This window comes from Idiomarina abyssalis (assembly GCF_019797805.1).
GTDB classification, from domain to species: Bacteria; Pseudomonadota; Gammaproteobacteria; order Enterobacterales; family Alteromonadaceae; genus Idiomarina; species Idiomarina abyssalis.
Window position 1 is genome coordinate 2,132,318 of record NZ_CP081832.1, and the last position, 18,160, is coordinate 2,150,477.

At 43.7% G+C, this 18,160-nt stretch carries 16 protein-coding genes; 4 read left to right on the forward strand and 12 right to left on the reverse strand.

The window, feature by feature from the left end:
• Positions 1–13: 13 nt before the first annotated feature.
• The 9 genes from K5X84_RS10290 to tehB all read right to left on the reverse strand — a co-directional run bounded on the left by K5X84_RS10290 (position 14) and on the right by tehB (position 9,721).
• Positions 14–784, reverse strand: a complete 771-nt coding sequence (locus K5X84_RS10290) for a MotA/TolQ/ExbB proton channel family protein (RefSeq protein ID WP_054489528.1) — start codon at positions 782–784, stop codon at positions 14–16.
• Between the two features lie 137 nt (positions 785–921).
• Entirely contained in the window at positions 922–2,904 is a 1,983-nt protein-coding gene (locus tag K5X84_RS10295) for an SUMF1/EgtB/PvdO family nonheme iron enzyme (RefSeq protein ID WP_222235790.1), read from the reverse strand.
• A gap of 41 nt (positions 2,905–2,945) precedes the next feature.
• Complete coding sequence (locus K5X84_RS10300) at positions 2,946–4,373, reverse strand: tetratricopeptide repeat protein (protein ID WP_222235791.1); 1,428 nt, start codon at positions 4,371–4,373, stop codon at positions 2,946–2,948.
• A 21-nt stretch (positions 4,374–4,394) separates the two neighbouring features.
• Positions 4,395–5,678, reverse strand: a complete 1,284-nt coding sequence (locus K5X84_RS10305) for a hypothetical protein (protein WP_054489534.1) — start codon at positions 5,676–5,678, stop codon at positions 4,395–4,397.
• Positions 5,679–5,696: 18 nt separating this feature from the next.
• Positions 5,697–6,230 carry a hypothetical protein gene (locus tag K5X84_RS10310; protein WP_222235792.1) on the reverse strand — a complete coding sequence of 178 codons (534 nt, stop codon included), beginning with the start codon at positions 6,228–6,230 and terminating at the stop codon, positions 5,697–5,699.
• 200 nt (positions 6,231–6,430) lie between these two features.
• Positions 6,431–7,042: a hypothetical protein gene (locus K5X84_RS10315; RefSeq protein WP_222235793.1), complete on the reverse strand. Its 612-nt coding sequence runs from the start codon at positions 7,040–7,042 to the stop codon at positions 6,431–6,433.
• Between the two features lie 29 nt (positions 7,043–7,071).
• The gene (locus K5X84_RS10320; protein ID WP_244994782.1) at positions 7,072–8,601 is read right to left on the reverse strand and encodes a S10 family peptidase; all 1,530 of its coding nucleotides are present in this window, start codon (positions 8,599–8,601) and stop codon (positions 7,072–7,074) included.
• A 44-nt stretch (positions 8,602–8,645) separates the two neighbouring features.
• Positions 8,646–9,113, reverse strand: a complete 468-nt coding sequence (locus K5X84_RS10325; protein ID WP_222235794.1) for a cytochrome c — start codon at positions 9,111–9,113, stop codon at positions 8,646–8,648.
• A 38-nt stretch (positions 9,114–9,151) separates the two neighbouring features.
• Positions 9,152–9,721, reverse strand: coding sequence for a tellurite resistance methyltransferase TehB (gene tehB, locus K5X84_RS10330; RefSeq protein WP_222235795.1), 570 nt, complete (start codon positions 9,719–9,721; stop codon positions 9,152–9,154).
• A 146-nt stretch (positions 9,722–9,867) separates the two neighbouring features.
• On the opposite strand from tehB, the gene K5X84_RS10335 reads away from it, so the two are divergent.
• Positions 9,868–10,917 (forward strand): hypothetical protein, encoded by a 1,050-nt coding sequence (locus K5X84_RS10335; protein WP_222235796.1) that lies wholly within the window; start codon positions 9,868–9,870, stop codon positions 10,915–10,917.
• A 240-nt stretch (positions 10,918–11,157) separates the two neighbouring features.
• Here K5X84_RS10335 and K5X84_RS10340 read toward each other — a convergent pair whose 3' ends face one another.
• Together K5X84_RS10340 and K5X84_RS10345 are read right to left on the reverse strand one after the other, a co-directional pair.
• Positions 11,158–11,940 carry a phosphoribosyltransferase family protein gene (locus K5X84_RS10340; RefSeq protein ID WP_222235797.1) on the reverse strand — a complete coding sequence of 261 codons (783 nt, stop codon included), beginning with the start codon at positions 11,938–11,940 and terminating at the stop codon, positions 11,158–11,160.
• A gap of 51 nt (positions 11,941–11,991) precedes the next feature.
• Positions 11,992–14,043 carry a P-loop ATPase, Sll1717 family gene (locus K5X84_RS10345; RefSeq protein WP_222235798.1) on the reverse strand — a complete coding sequence of 684 codons (2,052 nt, stop codon included), beginning with the start codon at positions 14,041–14,043 and terminating at the stop codon, positions 11,992–11,994.
• A 996-nt stretch (positions 14,044–15,039) separates the two neighbouring features.
• Between K5X84_RS10345 and K5X84_RS10350 the strand changes: the two genes are divergently transcribed.
• Positions 15,040–15,252: a helix-turn-helix domain-containing protein gene (locus K5X84_RS10350; RefSeq protein WP_336511859.1), complete on the forward strand. Its 213-nt coding sequence runs from the start codon at positions 15,040–15,042 to the stop codon at positions 15,250–15,252.
• A gap of 293 nt (positions 15,253–15,545) precedes the next feature.
• On the opposite strand, the gene K5X84_RS10355 is transcribed toward K5X84_RS10350, so the two are convergent.
• The gene (locus K5X84_RS10355; RefSeq protein ID WP_244994783.1) at positions 15,546–16,259 is read right to left on the reverse strand and encodes an integrase domain-containing protein; all 714 of its coding nucleotides are present in this window, start codon (positions 16,257–16,259) and stop codon (positions 15,546–15,548) included.
• Between the two features lie 523 nt (positions 16,260–16,782).
• Between K5X84_RS10355 and K5X84_RS10360 the strand changes: the two genes are divergently transcribed.
• Positions 16,783–17,631 (forward strand): phosphoribosyltransferase, encoded by an 849-nt coding sequence (locus K5X84_RS10360; protein ID WP_222235800.1) that lies wholly within the window; start codon positions 16,783–16,785, stop codon positions 17,629–17,631.
• Positions 17,628–17,972: a hypothetical protein gene (locus tag K5X84_RS10365; protein ID WP_222235801.1), complete on the forward strand. Its 345-nt coding sequence runs from the start codon at positions 17,628–17,630 to the stop codon at positions 17,970–17,972. The genes K5X84_RS10360 and K5X84_RS10365 overlap by 4 nt, the downstream gene beginning before the upstream one ends.
• Positions 17,973–18,160 lie beyond the last annotated feature (188 nt).

The window sequence follows — 18,160 nt, forward strand, 5'->3', positions numbered from 1 at the left end:
CTGAGTCGCTCAATTAACTGTGTAAATGAGACAGCAAATGCTTCTCGCAGGACTCTTGCGTGCGGATCACCATCTTGTCCTGACGGCTGTTCAGCAAGTGCATAAACAACATCAGAATCAAAGAAATGAACAGCGCCACCAACGTTGAGTTAAAAGCCACACCCAGCGATGCAGTCATACCGGCAATGTCACCATCCAGTGCTTTGTCGGCCTGCGCCAGCGCCGAGCCAATACCGCGCACCGTACCCACGAAGCCAATAGACGGAATAGCCCAGATAATGTAGCGGATCATGTTGTTGCCGCTTTCTAACTGAATGGCAATATTGTCTACCGACGACTCAATAGTGTCAGCGGCGTGCTGAACGTTTTTGGTGTTTTTAAAACGACGAATACAGTTAATCCAGGTGCTGTATGCGGGAGTTTCTTTATAAGCCGAGCTTTCTAAGTCATTTAATGCTGCATCAACGTCCAGCGCTTCAGACTTGTCGTAGCTTTCCAGTAAGTCGCGCGAATAAATTTCTTCTTCGTCAATTAACCGCCACAGCTTATACAGCATAAGGAATAAGCAGAACAACATGAGCGAAATACACACCTGCTGTTCAACATCTTTGAAGATAACCGAAAATGCAGTTAGAGCTTCGGTTCCTTGCTCTGCCATTGCCACTTCGGCCGCCGGGCGAATAAGTCCTGCATACAGCAAATGTACAAGGGTAAAAATGGCCAGTAGCACACCACCACTGACAAAAAAGTTAGGGCTCATTGAAAGCGTATTATTTTTAGACATTATGCATTCCGGGCGTTAAATGTTGGTGGGGAAATCTTGTGGTGCATCCAAAGACACAAAATAAGCCGTCGCGCTGCCGGCCAGAGCCAGCAGTATGACGCCCAAAATCACGCGTTTTTTCATGATGTTTCTCCTCATCACTCATGATACCGGGCTATTCTAAAACCGATATCCTCGGCCGAAGCACTTTCACCGTCGCGAACGCTGGCACGAATATTTTTCAACCGTCCGACTTTGTATGACGCGCCTTTTACCACATGGCCATTACCACGCAACGCGCCCAGGTAGTCGGTATACACCCGGTCAAGGTCTGGAGGGTTTAAAGTGTAGCTATCGTGCACCCACTCTTTGACGTTACCGTCTAAATCAAAAAAGCCGCCACGTTCTGCTTTAAAGCTGCCAACAGGTGCTTTACCGGCAAAACCGTCATTGTAACCACGTAAAATGAAAGTTTGCTGACCTTTTGCAGACTCATCGGCAAAGTTGCCCTGCTTGTCACGCAGGTGTTCCTGGCTGCCCCACACGTAAGTAGTAGAGTCAGCTCTGCGATTAATTTTGGCAATGTATTCCCATTCGGCTTCGGTCGGCAAGCGGTAACCTCGCGAGCTCGCATCGGTTCCCACCACTTTACCATTGTTGACTTTATAAAAAGGCTGCAGGCCTTCCTGTTCACTCAGCCAGTTGGTAAATAACGCAGCCTCGTCCCAGGACACATTCGTAACCGGCATTTTGGTTTTACCACCAGAGCCTTTAAACGCGGCGAACTGCGCCTCGGTAATTTCATGGCGCGATATCCATACGTCCCGTGAGAAATCCACTTTCACCTGATGCTCATTACGCCCACGGCTAGGTTCATTAACCGGTGACCCCATAGTAAACTTTTTCGGTGACAGGCGGCTCATTTCAATACCCAGAGTACTGACAAACAAAGGCTTGCCTTCTTTTCTTCTGGCATCAAACTCGCGCAGCATTTCTGCTTTTACGTTCAAAGTTCGCTCGCTGCTTGGCTGAAATTCCTGTTTCACGGTACGGTACCCGTTTTTTCGGAATTCAACTTGTGAAGGCAACGTCTGTAGCCTGGCACGAAAAGGCGTTACGCCCTGCTTCTGCCCATTAATGTATACTTCACTTGGCTCGTTTGCAGCAAAGGCCACATCGCCCATTTCTGGCGTCAACCTGAAGCTCAGCTGCTGATTTTCCGCTGGCCCTAATTTAACGGTCTGGCTTTGCTTAATATAACCAGCTTTTTCGTAACGAATAACGTGCTCTTTATTGGCATCAACACTAATTGGATTTTTTGCCGGCGCTCCGTTGACCAGCAACGCACCGCCTTTCGGACTCACTGAGACATTGACCGTTGCCTGAACGGGCTGAAGACGGTAGTTACGCTTCGGTTCTTTGTTGCGCACGTTTAAAGACACGGTGTCCGTGACCGGCTCATACCCCGGATAATTCACCACTACAGGGTAGTCGCCACCCACTTTAGCAACGGTTACCGGTGTTGACCCAACCTCTTTGCCGTCAAGGGTAACCGCAGCGCCAGCCGGGCTGGAATTAATAGAGATAGTGCCACTAATAGGAGTTAACCGAATTTGTTCTTCAACTTTACCGTCTATTAGCGCTTCAATAGCCACTGAAGCCGGCTCGTAAGCCGGATGCGAGGCCGACACCGTATAAGCTCCCGGAGCAAATTCACCCTCAAAGGTAGAAGCCGTTTCTCGCTGCTCACCGTTAACTGACCAGACAATATTATCTGCGCCCGGCTCTGTTGTTATCGTCACTTTTGCTGGCTTCGGCTCTAACTCAACTTCAATGGTTGAAGGGCTGTTGTCGTTTACCTGCACTTCTTTGGTTTGGTACTTGTCGGCCGACACGGCTACAAGGCCACCAGAGCCTACCGCGTAATATTTGTTGTCGATGAAAAAGCCAACACCAGAATGAACAGCAAAGCGCTGAGTTTGAACGGCTTCTGCCGGTTTTACCGTAAAACTGTAACCTTTGGTTAAAAACAGCCAGCCAAAATAAATAACCAGCAGTGCAAGAATACCGACCGAGAAGCCAATAGCCATTAACCGTCGTTTGCGTCGTCCTTTTTCAATGGCTTCGTCAAGTGAGTTCACGAAGTCTCTCCTGTTCTTTTATTATTTTTCGCTAAATGATGCTAAACGCGTTCGTTACATTGAACGTTAATAACAATAGGTGTGCCTGATTTCTCCACCACAACATCGACAATGGTTGAGCGGTATCCTTCGCGACTGCCTTCAAATTGATACTTACCCGGTTTTAACTGAATGGTTTTTTCTCTGACTTCACCCACAACCCCAACACCTAATACTTTTATATAGGTTCGGTTGTCGGAGCGAACCGTTACGTCTATGGGTTGATTTTCCTGCTCAATTAGCTGCTCAACCTGGCTTATTTTTTCACCCAGTTTAGCGCTCAGCTGCGTAAGCCCGCTGTAGCGCGAAACCGCATTCACAGCATTTTGACGAATGTTGTTATCGGCCAGACGATCCGGCCTATCAATATAAACATCCAGCGCGCTACTGGCTGCTAATATCTCACCTGCGCTTTGTTTAGCCTGCTGCACAACCTGGCTGTCCGGGTAATCAGCCATCCCCTTTTCCGCCAGTATCAGCACGGTTTGCCATTCGTCAGCCCCTGCAAATACCTGAATTCGCTTTTCCAGCGACTCCATACCCTGACTTTTTAACTCAGCGTCAATTTGCGCCTGTAGGGTTGCCAGTTCCGGTCGATTGTTGTCTATCGCCGAAGCTTTGGCTAATGCTTCCTGGGCGCGATCAAAGTCCTTGCGATCAATCGCATTCACCGCCGTTGCCAAAGCACGAGCAAAACGTTGTTGTTTAATTTGCTGTTCCACTTTCGCTAAGGCGGCCTTTGCATCCTGCTGTTGCGGATCAAGCTTTATAATTTGTTGATAAGCAGCACGCTGCTTCTCTATGTTACCTTCTACACTGCCCACTCTGGCCTGTTCATACAAATCAGCGACTTCATGGTAGGTGTCTATACGTTTCTGCAATGCCAGCGCGTCGCTAGAGTCGCCTTTTACCTTTAACGCCTGAGCGTTCAGCTGAGCGGCTTCATCAATATCGTCTTCCGCAAAGGCTTGTCCTGCATTTTCATAAGCCTGCTTATAAGCCTGTTCAAACGCTCTTTGGTACTTTGTAATATCTGTATTGAGTTGCTCAATAGTGGTTTGCGCCTGGCTATAATTACTGGCGCCATAGTCATTAAAAGCCTGATCTATGTCGGCCTGAAAACCCTCAACTTTGGCGGACTGCCACTTTGATAAATACGGAGTAGCAACGAGCTCAGAAACGCGCTGATTAGTCTCATTTAAGGCCGTTTGCAGCGCTTTTCTGTCTACTGCATGGTTAGCTAAACTAGCCTGCGACTCACCTTTCTCCTCGGCTACCGGCGTGTCGCCGCCAGAGACCGGGAAATAGGCGAGTAAGGTAACGACAACGCCAATCAGCAAACAGGCAAAAACGGAGGTAATTACGCCAGTTACAATAACTCTCTTCTTTTTAGCCCGGCTTTGCGCTATTTGCTCATCGACAGACGACATTGTTACCCTTCCCTGAGTGAATTAAAGCTGAGTTAATGGTGTAGATTCAAGGTCATAAATTTCTTTCAGCTTTTCGCGTAACTGAGCGTACTGCTCGCCGGCGGTACCAGTTAACTCAATGTTTTGCTCATTCAGCTCAACAACTTGTGGGGTTACTTTAATGTCCAGGTTTTGACCCATTTCATCAAGCAACGCACGCTGTGTGCCTAACTCGCGGTTAGTCTTTATTGCTTCGCTTAAGCTGTATACCGCACCTAAACCTGCTGCCGCACTTGCTACCTGGCCAGCTGTAGAGCCGGAGTTTTTGCCCAGCAAAATTGCCGCTGTTGCTAAAATACCGGCGCCAACCTGAGCACGCGTTCGCTCTTCTTTTTTCCGGCGTATATCAATAGCAACCGGAAGAGTTTCCTGCTGATACGTACGATATGCATCGTGTGTGCTTGCGTAGAACGTGTCGTAACTGTCCTGTAGCGAGTCAATAAACTGCTCGTCTTTCGCCTTAATAACGTTAACCCGCTGGTACATAGGGTCAGACTCAGCCGGAGCGCCGGTCAAAGTTATAGTCGAACGGTTCGAGAAAAAGTTACTGGACTCACCCAAATAGCCTCCAAAGGCCTCAGGGCTGTACATAGTGGCGTAGCGCATATCTGAAACCGCCTGAATGGTTTTCTTTTCCTCATCGGACTTTTTCATTAGCAAGTCATAAACATAACCCGCAATGCTTTTAAAAATAGGTCCGTACGGGTTCTCACCCTTTCTTAATGCATCGCGGTAGAAACCCTCACCCACGCGAAACTCAAACTCTTCCTCGCCCCAAATTTGGTTACTGGCATCCATAACGCGAACGCCAATTTCAACCGTTTCAGTGTCTGAATAATTGATTTTTCCCAGCACATAAACATCCGCGCTTACGTTGGCATCGGGGGTGACATTAACCGCACCAAAAGCTTTAGTGTCAGAAAGCGCTTCGCGAGTATTAACGGCAAAACGATTGGCTTCTAAACGACGTACCTGTGGCCAAATGTCTTCCTCAACCAACTCTTCATCGTCGATATTTCCGTACTCATCTTTTGGCAAACCCGGGTCAAAAACCGGAATAGCGACATTAAGATAAACATTGGAATTATAGCTGTAGCTGCGCTCTTCTTTTCCTAGCGCCTTAGAACTGCCCGGGCCACTCATACTTGGGCCTACACTGGTGACATTGGTTTGGGTTGACTGGCATCCGGCTAATGTAAATAGTGCGGAGAGTGTCATAACGACTGAAAATCGTTTTATTTTTTTTAGTTGAGCTAGTGTATTCATTGTTCTGTCTTCCATTAATTATTGACATCCATATTCGGCCATCAGGCCTTTGAAATGCTCTTTTTCGGCTTCTGTTGTGGCAGAAGCCATACCTTCTTTCACCGCGTCGCATACCGCCGAACTGCCACTACCGCTATTGCCACGCTTATGGTCTTTTGTATCCACTGAGGAGCTTTCCGATACAGCTGAGCTCGACTGCTGTTGTGTTTCACTGCCCGTTGCGCCGCCTGCGCTCGAGCCGGTTGAACCCGATGCGCCTCCCCCCCCGGAACTGCCAGCTGCGGCTTCAGCAAGGTTGTCGGCGGCCGATGCCGTTGCCGCTTCCATACACTCGGCAGACTCATCCAAAGACGCAAAAAGCGCAGCTTCTTCAAGAGCAATGCGCTCTTGCAGTGTGAGAGTGCTGGGGTCTACGTCATCAAACTCAATATACGAACAGTCGGAGTAGCCAGTCTCTTGTGCCTCAGACATTCCGCTTGTTAAACCAAGAGCAACGAACAAAGAGACCGAAGCGTATGTAAAGCTAATAAGTGATGAACTGATTTTATCCACGGTGGGCCTATAACCTTGCCTTACGGGTAACTCGAAAAGAATATAAGGTTAAGATATTATATAAAGAAGTGTAAATAAACTGTAAATACGAAATTTTTGTGTTGCTGGAAAAGCCAGTTTTAGGTAAGAAAACCCCATTGCGCACTTCGGTTGCTCATTGAAGCTATTCAACAGTGTGTAAAGCATTAGAGAAATTGAACCTAGTCATACAACGCGATAAAGAATACGAGGTTACCGTCATCTAGTGTTTTGTAGTTCATATGCACACCCCACTCTTCCGTTTCTATGATTTCTTCAAAAGTACTATTTAGAGACTCTAAATCGCGTGTGTATCCTGTCAACAAACAGGTAGAAATTCGGCAGTCCAATTCATTGCTTGTCATCAAATTCGATCTCTTACGGAGCGCATCTTTCATTAAGTTAAGGCGCGATTTTCCCCACGTACTAATACCGTTCTCTGCCGTCAGTGATTCCACAGCGCTTACGTATAAATCACTTTTCCTGGCGAGTAATTCAAAGTCATTTTCAAAATAATGTGGATATAACTCCTCAACAGATTTATCTGGTTCACTTTGAGAAGTTAACTCAAGGCTCTCGCCACCCAAATCATCACTGGGGTTAGGTGTTGAGTTTTCATGTTCAGCGGTTGGTTCTCTGCGAGCTTCACGTTGCGTTTGCGTATCTGTGTTCACAGCAGCAGCGGAGGCGTCATAAGTAATTGTTTTTTCGGTTTCAAACGCCTGGTTCTTCCCCAGTAAATAGGCAACCACACCAAACGCCAATATCCCCAGTATCTTCAAAGTGTTTTTCATTATTATCCCTAATATTAAATCCGTAGTAGTTATTCCGTTGTTCCGGCCTGCCTCTGAATAAACTGTCGGGTATCTTCCAGTAACGCCTTTCTCGCCGGTTCATGCACATACATCATGTGGCCGCCGTGGTAGTAGCGGTAAATAATGTCATCGCTCGCAATACCGTGGCGATTCAGTGTGTACTCAGCATCAAAAAACGGGGTAACCAGATCATAATAGCCAGAACCCACCATGACTTTTAACGCGGGGTTACTGCGCAAAACCGCGGCTAAATCAGGAGCCGTATTCACGTAATGAGGTTCCCATGTTTGGCCTTCAGGCTTAGGGCTCCAACGCCATTTGCCGGAAAGCTCCGGGTCAGCCGGATTTAAGTAAGTGCGACCCCAATCAATTCCTAATTCATTGCGCATGTAGTTCATCAGCGATGCCTTATAGGCCGGTGAAATAGCGCGGGCTGCATCTTCACGTGGGCTTGCGGCAACATCGTCGCGTTCATCTTTAGTATAACGGCTATCGAGCAAGCCTACGGCTACACCTTCGTCGCGCCGCAACTCTTTAGCAAAACGAAACGCATTAATGCGCAAGTCAACACGCTCAATATACTCTTTGCTCAAACCGGTAAAACGTTGCAGTTCGCTGACTAACTCTGCTCTTTTCTTCTCGTTGAGCAAATTCCCTTTAAACAACGCAGGTAGTAGCTCTTGTGTTGCGAACTCACGGCTTTGCTGAATAAAAGCCTCAAAGTCACCCGAGTTATCTACTTTGCCGTGATACCACGCTGTAGCAGCCATGGTCGGAATATAAGTAATGTAGGAAATGATATTGTCATCGACATACGGGGTAGAACCCTGATAATCAAGTGCCTGGGACACAAACACAATACCGTTAACGTTTATTACGTAGTCGTCGAGCAGTACCTTAGCAACGGCAGCGGCTCGGGTGGTACCAAAGCTCTCACCTAACAAGAACACCGGCGAGTTCCAGCGGTTGTTCTCGGTTAGCCACTGAGCAATGAAAGCAGCCATGGAGTCTGCGTCTTCCGTCAGCCCCCAAAAATCTTCTTTTTCACCCTTACCAATAGCGCGTGAAAAGCCCGTGCCAACCGGATCCACAAACACCATGTCGGTAACATCGAGAATGGTTTCAGGTGCATCTTTAATGGTATAAGGCGCAGCGCCCGGATGTTCTGCGTCACTTGGCACAACAATACGTTTAGGGCCATAACCGCCCATATGCAGCCAGTTTGAAGACGAACCCGGGCCGCCGTTCCAGACAAACGTCACCGGACGATTTTCTTCATCCTCGGCAACATAATCAAAAGAGAAAATGCTAGCCGTCGGCTCGCCCTCAGCGTTTTGCAGGTAGGTCTCGCCGGCAGTAACCCGATAATCAATGCGTTCTCCGTTAAAGGAGCCGGTATGCTCGGAAACAAACTCGGTTGGATCAGGAACAGGTTTTTCTTCACTTTCTGATTCAGTGGTTTGTGCCAGCGCGCTGGTGGGTAATGACACCAACAGAAGAAAAGATAAAAGAGTTAGATAGTTGGTCAACAATTTCACAGTTTTACTTCCTAATCAGGGTAATTTCTTCAGATTACCACAAATTACTGTTCTGCTAACCCATCAAAACGATCTGATACATACCGGCTATGACAAGCAATACAGCTAGCCGTCATTTCGTTATAAAGTTCATATTGTTTTTGAGTATCTCTGTCTTTCGCCGCCTCAGCCAGCCCTGCTGCGAGTCGGTGAAAGTCTTTATCCAGCTTTACGAAGCCCTCTGGAACCGCCGACATTAAGTCTTCTTTGTCCTGTTCAGTCAAAGCCTGCTTCATTATAAAACTGTCGTGTATTTGCTGCGCCTTGGTTTCTACCCGTTCATGCTCACCCGTAACCATGGAAACATGAATTGAGGCCATTGCCGATTGAATTGAACGCATTTCTTGTTGTAATAACTGACTTAGCCTGTCTGTAAGTTTAGGGGTGACAGGATCCGCCGCTAAAGTATTTAAAGACAAACCAACGGCGGCTAACGTTAAACCTACATAGCCTACTTTCTGACGAAGTTTCATGATGCCTCCTTAATAAAACTACCGTAGCTTTGTGTTCTTTATTTTCTAGGTTTACGCGCTAGCATGGTTGCAAACTGCAGTTGCGCGCCATTGTGCATAGTACCGACATCTTCGTTGTACTTAACTAACTCCCATCCTTCATAAACATCACGCAGCTGACCAGCTTTAAGAGTAAAAGGAAAAGGAACCGGGCATGGGTGCTCATTAGTATCCATAGCACAAACAATTAAGTTATAACCACCGGGTAGGGTATGCGATTGCATATCTTCAATAACTGCATCAATACGCGTGGGATTAAGGAACATTAAAGTTACCGTGCAGGCAATCAACCCATAGTCGTCGCTTAACGCTGCATCATTAATATCATAGACTCGAGCTTCAATGTTGTTGATACCCTCTTCACTGATAATTTGCCGCAGCATATTGATAGCATCAGGGTTATTGTCTAACGCGGTCACGTTGAAACCAAGCTGGCTCATATACAAAGCGTTACGGCCATTAGAACAGCCCATATCCAGGGCGTTACACGGCGCTATAATCTCGCCTGCTTCTATGACTTCGCTGTGCGCAGGGTTTAGTCCATAACGGCTATTTATATCAGCTGACATTGTACTCACCTAGTTTTCAATAATGAGCTGGCATGGTACTACTTTTAGTTCGTTATTGAATAACCGTAGCTGATGAGTTAGGCGATATAGATCAATATCTGCGTTGTAAAGAAAGTTTCTATTGCAGAGGAGCAAGGCTAATAGCAATGAAAGTTATAAACGTTGTCGAATATACATTAAACAAAACTAGCAGTGGTATAAGCGCCGACATATGCGCTAAGTCCATATTGTGTAACTCTATAAGTGAAGATCTACCTTTTCAGGCGATAGAGCTCAGAAACCTTAACCATCTTTTGCTAATGTTAAAAGACGCTGACTTCCCTCATATTTACGGTGAAGCTGGCACTTTTTATTTCTGCGCCTATTACGCTCATAACTCTCGATATCCTGTAGGTAGAAATTATTTCATTAGAGAAACTAGCCTTGCAAGAATTGGCAGAATGCACTCTTACTTTAAGTCTAAAGGACTTCCGCTGCCGATTATCCCTCCTAGCGAGCTTAACGAAAAAATAGAAATAAAAGAGTATCAAAGCCGAGTAAGGGACTTTAAATTACAACAAGCTAAAGAAACAAAGGCGTTCAGGGGGCTTTTTGAGGGCCGTTCTCGGTCTTTAGGTATAGGTAAGTCCATATTTCTTAACTCGCCAGGATGTTTAGTTTGTGGGAATAGTAAATACCAGATGATGACATCAACTGTGTCCTCAGGAAATGGGCTTATCTTAGGCTTCAACCTTTGCAGTGAGCATGCTGCAATTGCAAACTCAGAGTTAAGTCTTCTTGAGTACCTAGCCAAGCTAGGCAAGCAGCCTTCACCATTTCAGTTCGTTCCTCTGCAAGCAGACGAACACTTTGAGCTGGTTCTTGATTGGTTACCTAAAGAGCTAAACTGTAAAATAGAGAAAATTAGCGATAGCACCGTGACACTTCTAAGGCCATCTGGCTTTAAAATTATTTTCAGGCTCGACTCGTTAACTAATTATGCTTACATGGTCTTTAACCCTGGTGGAAGGCAGGTTGCGCGAGTAGATTCGGCTAATCATCATGATATTGACTACGGCCCCGACCACTTACATCTAAACATGACCAAAAAAGACAGAACAGTTGAGTCAAGCTTCACAACAGGTAGTCCATTAGTAGACACTGAGAAAATATTGCAAATAATCAAACAAAAAGAAGCGGAGTCTAGTAAGCTTTAACACTCAAGATAAAAAAAGGAGCCTAGTGGCTCCTTTTTTAAAATAACTAAAGTTTTGTCTTTTAACGACTAGACTAAGTCGGACTCGCTGCTCTCGAACTCTGTAGGCTACTTGCTCTTATCGCTGGCCACCTAGGGCGCTTCGCAGATCCTGTTACATGTTTTAAGATAGGGAGGACTCATACCCGATCTCCTTTTAAGGTAGCAGACTACTAACCAATCCACAACCCCAAAACGACATTTATATTCGTTCTTTGAGACGGCCACTTAACGGGCTGAATAAACAGACAGCAACTATCTGCGAACAGAAGGAGTTTAAATGCAACGCATCTTTTGCGTGTACCAAAGTACTCCCAGTAGAACATACATCGTCAACTAAAACTATAGACCTGTATTTATTACTATCCGTTTCCTCATTAAAGATTACCGGTTTAACATACTTTCGATTCTTAGTTTTTACGTCACTTATAGAAAAGTCCTTACCATTTTTGTCAGCATTTCCGACTGCATTCATTATATTTACACGAGCCCCCTGTGGAACAGCATTATTACCAAACTTGTCAAGCAAGAGCTGACCTTTAATATCGTCATTTCTCGCTTTTCTGAACAAGTTCTCTTCTACGGGAATGTTTAACTTTTTACCTAAACGTCGGGAGAGGATCCTAACAATCTTATGATTCGATGGAACCGGAACGATAGCTTCAAAATTACAACCCATAGCCAACTGTTGCTCCAAAAATTTATCGATAATATCGTTCAATAACAATATTACTGGCTTGATTGAGTTATAAGTTACCTTAAGGTTTTCCTTTGACTTCAAGGCATAAATAAGAGGACAGTTATCACCTACATCACGTTTCTTAGTTCTATTCCTTTTTCTTAAGAAGAGCGAATAAATAAATATCGGATCTTCTTTGCATAGTGTTTTTGTACATGTTGGATTATGAGATAGCCTAGTATCGCCAAACATGTCCGTGTTTTCGTCCAAATAAACAATACCGTAGCCGTCAACTTTAAATCCCATAAGCTTATTAAACCATTAATTTGACCATTCTTTCGATATAAGTTTTTGCGCTTAAGTTATCTTTCTAATAAAATAGTCGTGCCTATCCTGAATATGGCTTTCCTTAAACGCTCCTTTTATAGATTGTCTTAAAAAAACCTCAATATCTCTTTGTGTTAATAAAACAACAAGACCAGATCTGCTTTTATTTACTATGCGAGAAATGTGCTTTATATATTTATCTTTTATTTCTTCCCCTCTAAATACAATAATCCCAAACCGTCCAAAGTTTTCGTTAAGATAATATTGAATTTGATGGAAGTCATCAGCTTTCAATTCCGAATAATTTTTACACTCCCAAACAACTTGAGTAGCCCCATATTTGCTTCTGACCATCTCCCAGAAGCCTCCCGACGCCCTATTAGATGCAACCCAGTCTCTTATAACTGATCCATCTTCATCTCTTTCATGGGGTTGAACATTTGTTAACGCTCTAAAAAAACAAAGTTTAATTACCATTCCAACAATTTCTTCAAACTCCTTGGCACCTTTTTTCCCTTCGGGAAGAGACTGTAACTGATCCAAAACTTCCTCTAGCGCCAATTTATAGTCATCTATTTGAAAGCTTTCTGGTAGTTCTTCCAGTATACCTTCGTTTTTTAGCATCGTTTCATCTTTAAGATCCGCTATAAGAACAGATCTTAGGTTTAAGGCTTGATGGTAAGTTGGATGTATTTCGAATATCGAATTATTGTCGAAGGCAGGTTTTGCGTTGGAGTCTTTACCTGATTCTTTGAATTGAGTGGAAGTCTTTCTTTTAATCCCGATAAATCCTATTCCATACAATACTTCAATGAATGAGAACGGAGTGGTATGTTCAAAAAGCCACTCTTTGCAATGCTTAGCTATCAATTCATTAATTAATATCTTTTGTATGAAATCTTCAATACCATTTACTGTAAATTGATTCCCCAAACCATAAAAGTACTCGAGAACAAGACTGATGTTTGGATAGTTCTCAGCAAATTCATCTCCTAGATCTTTGAGGCGACTTGTACTGTATCGTACCGCAGCACTATCTAGGTCATCATGTGAAACTCTTTCATGTCCATTGTTAATCGCGTTATCTATTGCATAACTGCAAAGCATAAGCACATCACGTGGCCTATGTTGGCAAAGAGCCATGACCCGTGACGAGGTGTTGTCTTTTCGATGCTCTTTTTCCTCGAAAAAATAACTCCAAGCCTCCCCCCCAAGCTTCGGTTTCGTGTTAAACGGACTTACTAACCGCCTTTCAACTAATTCTAGAAGTTTTGTTTCTGACCAGCCCAAAAATACTGAGGAAGTCTCTAATCTTGAAAATTCATTATCAAGCATTCTTATTCTGTCATAGATATTTTCTCTAATGAAAATATAAGGCCTCAGAAAGTTTGTAGATGCTCTTAATCTCACGGCGGCATGCATCATCGCCATGAGACAGATAATGGCAGACTCCGAGCCATCCCACGATTCATCAAGCCTATCGACTAAAATTATAAAGTCATAATTGCCATTTGCAGCAACCTCGTTAGCTTCTTGGGTGATTTCTTTGGCTCTCTTGATTTGCCGAAGCCAAAGCTTATCATTCTCTTTTGAATACGCTTCAAATATCTCCTCAGTAAGATTAAGTACTCTCACATCAAAGTCACAATCCTCTATTAAACCTCGCTCGCGCCTCAATGCGTCATAATCTTTATCAAATTTAAATAACCCTCTATCGAACCATTCTTTCACAACCTCATCAACTAATGCTCTCTCCATGGAGTGCATTAGTGATTTAAAAGGTCGCTGACGAGTATCGAAAAACTCTTCGTGTTGTAAGGGTAAAGAGAGAAGATCAAAGATTTGAGGGATTATGTGAATTGATCTTTTAAACTTACGTTGTACTTCAAACGTTATTGCGGTCTTACCGGCTCCTCGCCTTCCAACAAAAAAGCAATCTGTCGCATCGGGAGCTAATGAACTTAAAGTTGCGGGAGTGGAAACGAAGAGCTCTGGCTCACTTCTTATAACATCATACTCCGCAAAAGCTTGACCAATTCGCACTCGCTTTAACGCGTCCTTTGGTAATTGTATTCTGTTCATTATATCTCCATATCAACGTCAAATGTTTACCTTAGGATTCACAACACAGCACCCTCGAATCAGCTGTTACTTTTATTGGACTTACATCAATATTCCATTGACGCTTCAACTATTTATCGGCGAAGCCGACTCAAGTTACAGGTTTTTTGTTCTTCAGTTAAAAGCCTTATAAGAGATACTCTAGATCCTTTGTCAATAAGGGGATAGAGATAAGCATACCAATTTGAGCGACATAAAAATCCGGATGTCCGACACAAAATAACGAATCCCCGACACAACACACAATTTGTGCGTCACAAACTACCACTTGGACGTCGCAACTGGAATTTTACTTCGCTCTACTTTGGCTTAATTCGATTTAACTTATTCTTTACTTTTACATAACTCTAGTTAATTTACTAACATCTTTTTCCACAGGCACTATGATATGCTTTCGCAGAGTGACTCCATCATTACTATCAGTAATTACCTTAGTAGTCAGCTGTGGGTAAATCGTCTTTATTAAAGCCACAGCATCTATAAACCTTTGTTTAAACGGCCATACTTTCAGGTGTCGGTAATTAGTAAACACCCTACTATTCAGCACTTCCCATGTTATAAATGCCCTTGGCCCGCTTAACTTATAGAGCTTATTGCACAAATTTTGTTGTAAAGCGTTTGTTTTGCCATGCAAAGTAAATCTGCAACTTCTTGCATGGTGTAAAAGAGTGGATTAACTCGCATAAAACACCTCTTGTTTCATTAAAAGAAAGTAGATGCGAGTATTTTGTGGGAGTGATTTTTATATTGCTGGGAAAAACTCGGGTAAGTTTAAGGGGAGGGTCTTGGGTCGATAAATGGTCGGCGAAAAATAGAACATCAAAATAGGAACATCCCAATTTGGCATGCCAAATTTAAAGCTAAGAAAATCTTAGTTTTCAAGAGCGGATATAAACTTCATTGAAAGCGAACGATAATTCGCCGTTTCCTAAGCGGTTAATGCAGATAAGAAAACGGATGGGTCTATCTCAAAAGCAGCTGGGAATCCAGGCTGGTTTGGACGAGATCGTTGCGTCTGCTCGAATGAATCAGTACGAACGCGATGTCAATACTCCCGACTTCAAGACTGTCATGGCTTTAAGTGCGATATTGAAGGTGCCGACCGCCTTCCTTTTTTGTGTGGAAGACGATTTGGCTGAGAACATATTTATATGGTCACTTAAAAAATGACGTTGGAGTATGAACTCTACATACGGGGACCATGCGGTGTGTAGTCGTTATCGTTATCGTTATCACGACGTAGTTTTCTGACGTATTCTTCTGCTTCAGTCAAGGAATTGAAAGTAGCTAGAACTTTACCGCTAGAATTCCTTACTTCATAGCGAAAATTGCCAGAAGTCTCATCCTTAATTTTTTTAATATCTATCATTTCTCCCCCGAATTTATTTAACTTTCCAAGTTATGGTCCCATGGACAAGTTTTAATTAAAAATTATTATGTTTCAATATTTTAGGGTTATTTTTTTACTCGGTTCTAAAGAGCATCCCAAATTCTAGCTGGCCCAAATAGGCATACGTAATCTTCAATCGTTCATGGCCCAACTCTCGGCTAATTTGCTCTCTCACCTCAGTATCTGGTTCATAATCAATCGGAGATAGCTCCCTGCGACGAGGCCCAGCATCGGCATCGGCAGGACATTTCCACCCCGTGAGTTCAAGATAACGCTGCCGTGCGAAGTGGTGCCGCAATCCATGATTTTTGTTTAACCCGACTCGTATTGTTTCTCGGTCATATTCACGCATTTGATCCACGTACTTCTTCTCCAGCTCGATAAGCGCGCCTTTGGTTACTGCCGCAATATCTTTAATGAGGCGCCATTGGGACTCCTTCCAAATTGGAATTTCTCGATACTTGCCACCTTTGGCCCAAGTACTTTTGATTCTCAGTGTTTGAGCGTCTTTCATCGCATAAGATAAGCTGAACTTCATACACTCTTCCTTACGCAGCCCAAACTCCCGCTGCAAACGCAGAGAAAGCTTGATCAAATCGCTTTTGATTTTTTCATGCTTGAGTGTTTTTGACTTACTAATGGGATTATTGCGTACTCGCGGAATGCCGTAGTCATCATTTCCACGTAAGCAAATGTTGGGCTTGCCAATTTTTTGCGCGAGCCAACGAAGTGCAGCCATTCTATTTTTAATCGTTTTTGCTGCGAGGCCCTCATCTTGCCAGCGCACTGCACAAAATAATTAACGTGTTTGGTTTGGAAAAAGAGGATAACGACATTCTAATTAAAGCCTTCAGAGTAGAAGCCTGGGCTAGTTGTTGGGGAATCCGACAATTCCAATCATTTGGCTTACCTTTTATTACTGGCTGGAGAGAGCTTCGCAAAGTCAAACAGGAACTACCCGAATCTTCACCGTTTCACCTCTCGCATACGGCTGCTGACTCCGGTGATTTTGCGAGCTATATAAGAGCCATGGGAGGAGTTTGTATTCCCGCCCGAAAGCGCCCTATAAAGCTTCTATACGACGCTAACTTTGATAAGGAAACCGGGGAGATAAGGTTAGGCCAATACGACCGAGAGCCGCTATTTAAGGTTGTTGGTTTGCAGTCCAATGGTATGCACCTTTTAACTCGGACTGAAAGCTGGCATCGGTGCTCTGATTCAGGGGCGGCATAGCCGCCTCCCTTGGAGTACTGGGAATAACTGTACTATTAAGGTTATAGTGTACACTGTTTTTTTTATGCTGAGGAACTATGGATAAATTCAACTTTCACCTTATCTTTGGATTGGCAAAAAAACAGCCTTGGCTTGTAAACAAATACCAAGAGCTCCAGACGCTTCTATTCGAAGAAGCTAAACGTCAAGAGCAACGTGATCTTCTTCTGGAGCTGATTAATGATTTTCGATATCTTGACTCCAATAATTATGCGAACAGCCAAAAAGAGTTAGCGGAGCTAATAGTTACGGATCCCGACCTAACAGACGAATCTACGGCTGTTGTCGCGATGACTAGATCAAGCAAGTTTGATAGCGGTCAGAACATTGCATATGCTTTGAAACCTTGGTTCAGCGAATTTGGATGGTCAAAGTTTTTAGACATAAACACAGCAGATAAATGCTATAAAAAAGTTAAAGAAAATCCGCAGATAAAAAATGTCGTATTAGTTGATGAACTTGTGGGGTCAGGAAAGACTGTAACTTTGACGCATGATAGTTTAAAAGAACTCTTTTCAGATAAAGGCTTGAATATAGAAATTAGAGCTTGCGTAATCGCCGCATGTAGTGTTGGAGCCCAAGAGTTAAAGAAAAGTGGAATAAAGCTAAATAGTCTGTACGAATTAAAGAGAGGTATATCCGATAGAGACCTGTCTTCTCAAGAAATAAGTGACAAGTTAGAGCTTATGCGTGAACTTGAGCGTTCTTTAGAGCCTGTGGTAAACGATTCAGATTTACCCAGCCTTGGCTACGGTGAAACTGAAGCGTTGTATTGCCGCGATGGAGGCAACACACCGAACTCAGTATTTCCTATCTTTTGGTGGCCACAATACTTAGGTAAAACACCAAGATCTTCTATACTGACAAGAGCGGTAAAAGATTTATGAATTTGAATGATTTGCATCGGACAATATTAAAAGAGCTCTACTTAAGTAGCGATGGATTAGATATATACACTCTTTTCAAGCGTTCCCATGTTGGCTTCTCAACGTTTTTTAAAGCTCTCATTAGTCTCGAAGAAGAAAAGTACATCCTAAGCAATAACAATAAGAAGTATAAGTTGGGAGGGGATGCCTTTAACGAAACCGGCGCATCAAAAATTGCATTTGGGAGGGCGACCAAAGAGTTCCGTTCAGTTCCAAAACGTTTTAAAGCACCTAAACTAAAAAAGAATGAATTTTATACACCAAGTCTTAGTAAACTTGACAGTGCAGTAGTAAAGTCATAGTTTGAGGGAAAATAAAGTTTTGGGCTCTAAGAAGCTAGTAGTTTTGAGCGAGTCGCTCATGTGGCTGAGGTTTACTTTAACCGATGCAAGAAAAGCAAATGATGCAAAATTTTGCCAGCAAAATTTTGCATCACCACTGAATCATTAACAATAGTCGCGTTTCGCGACTCTTGCAAATGATTCAGTGG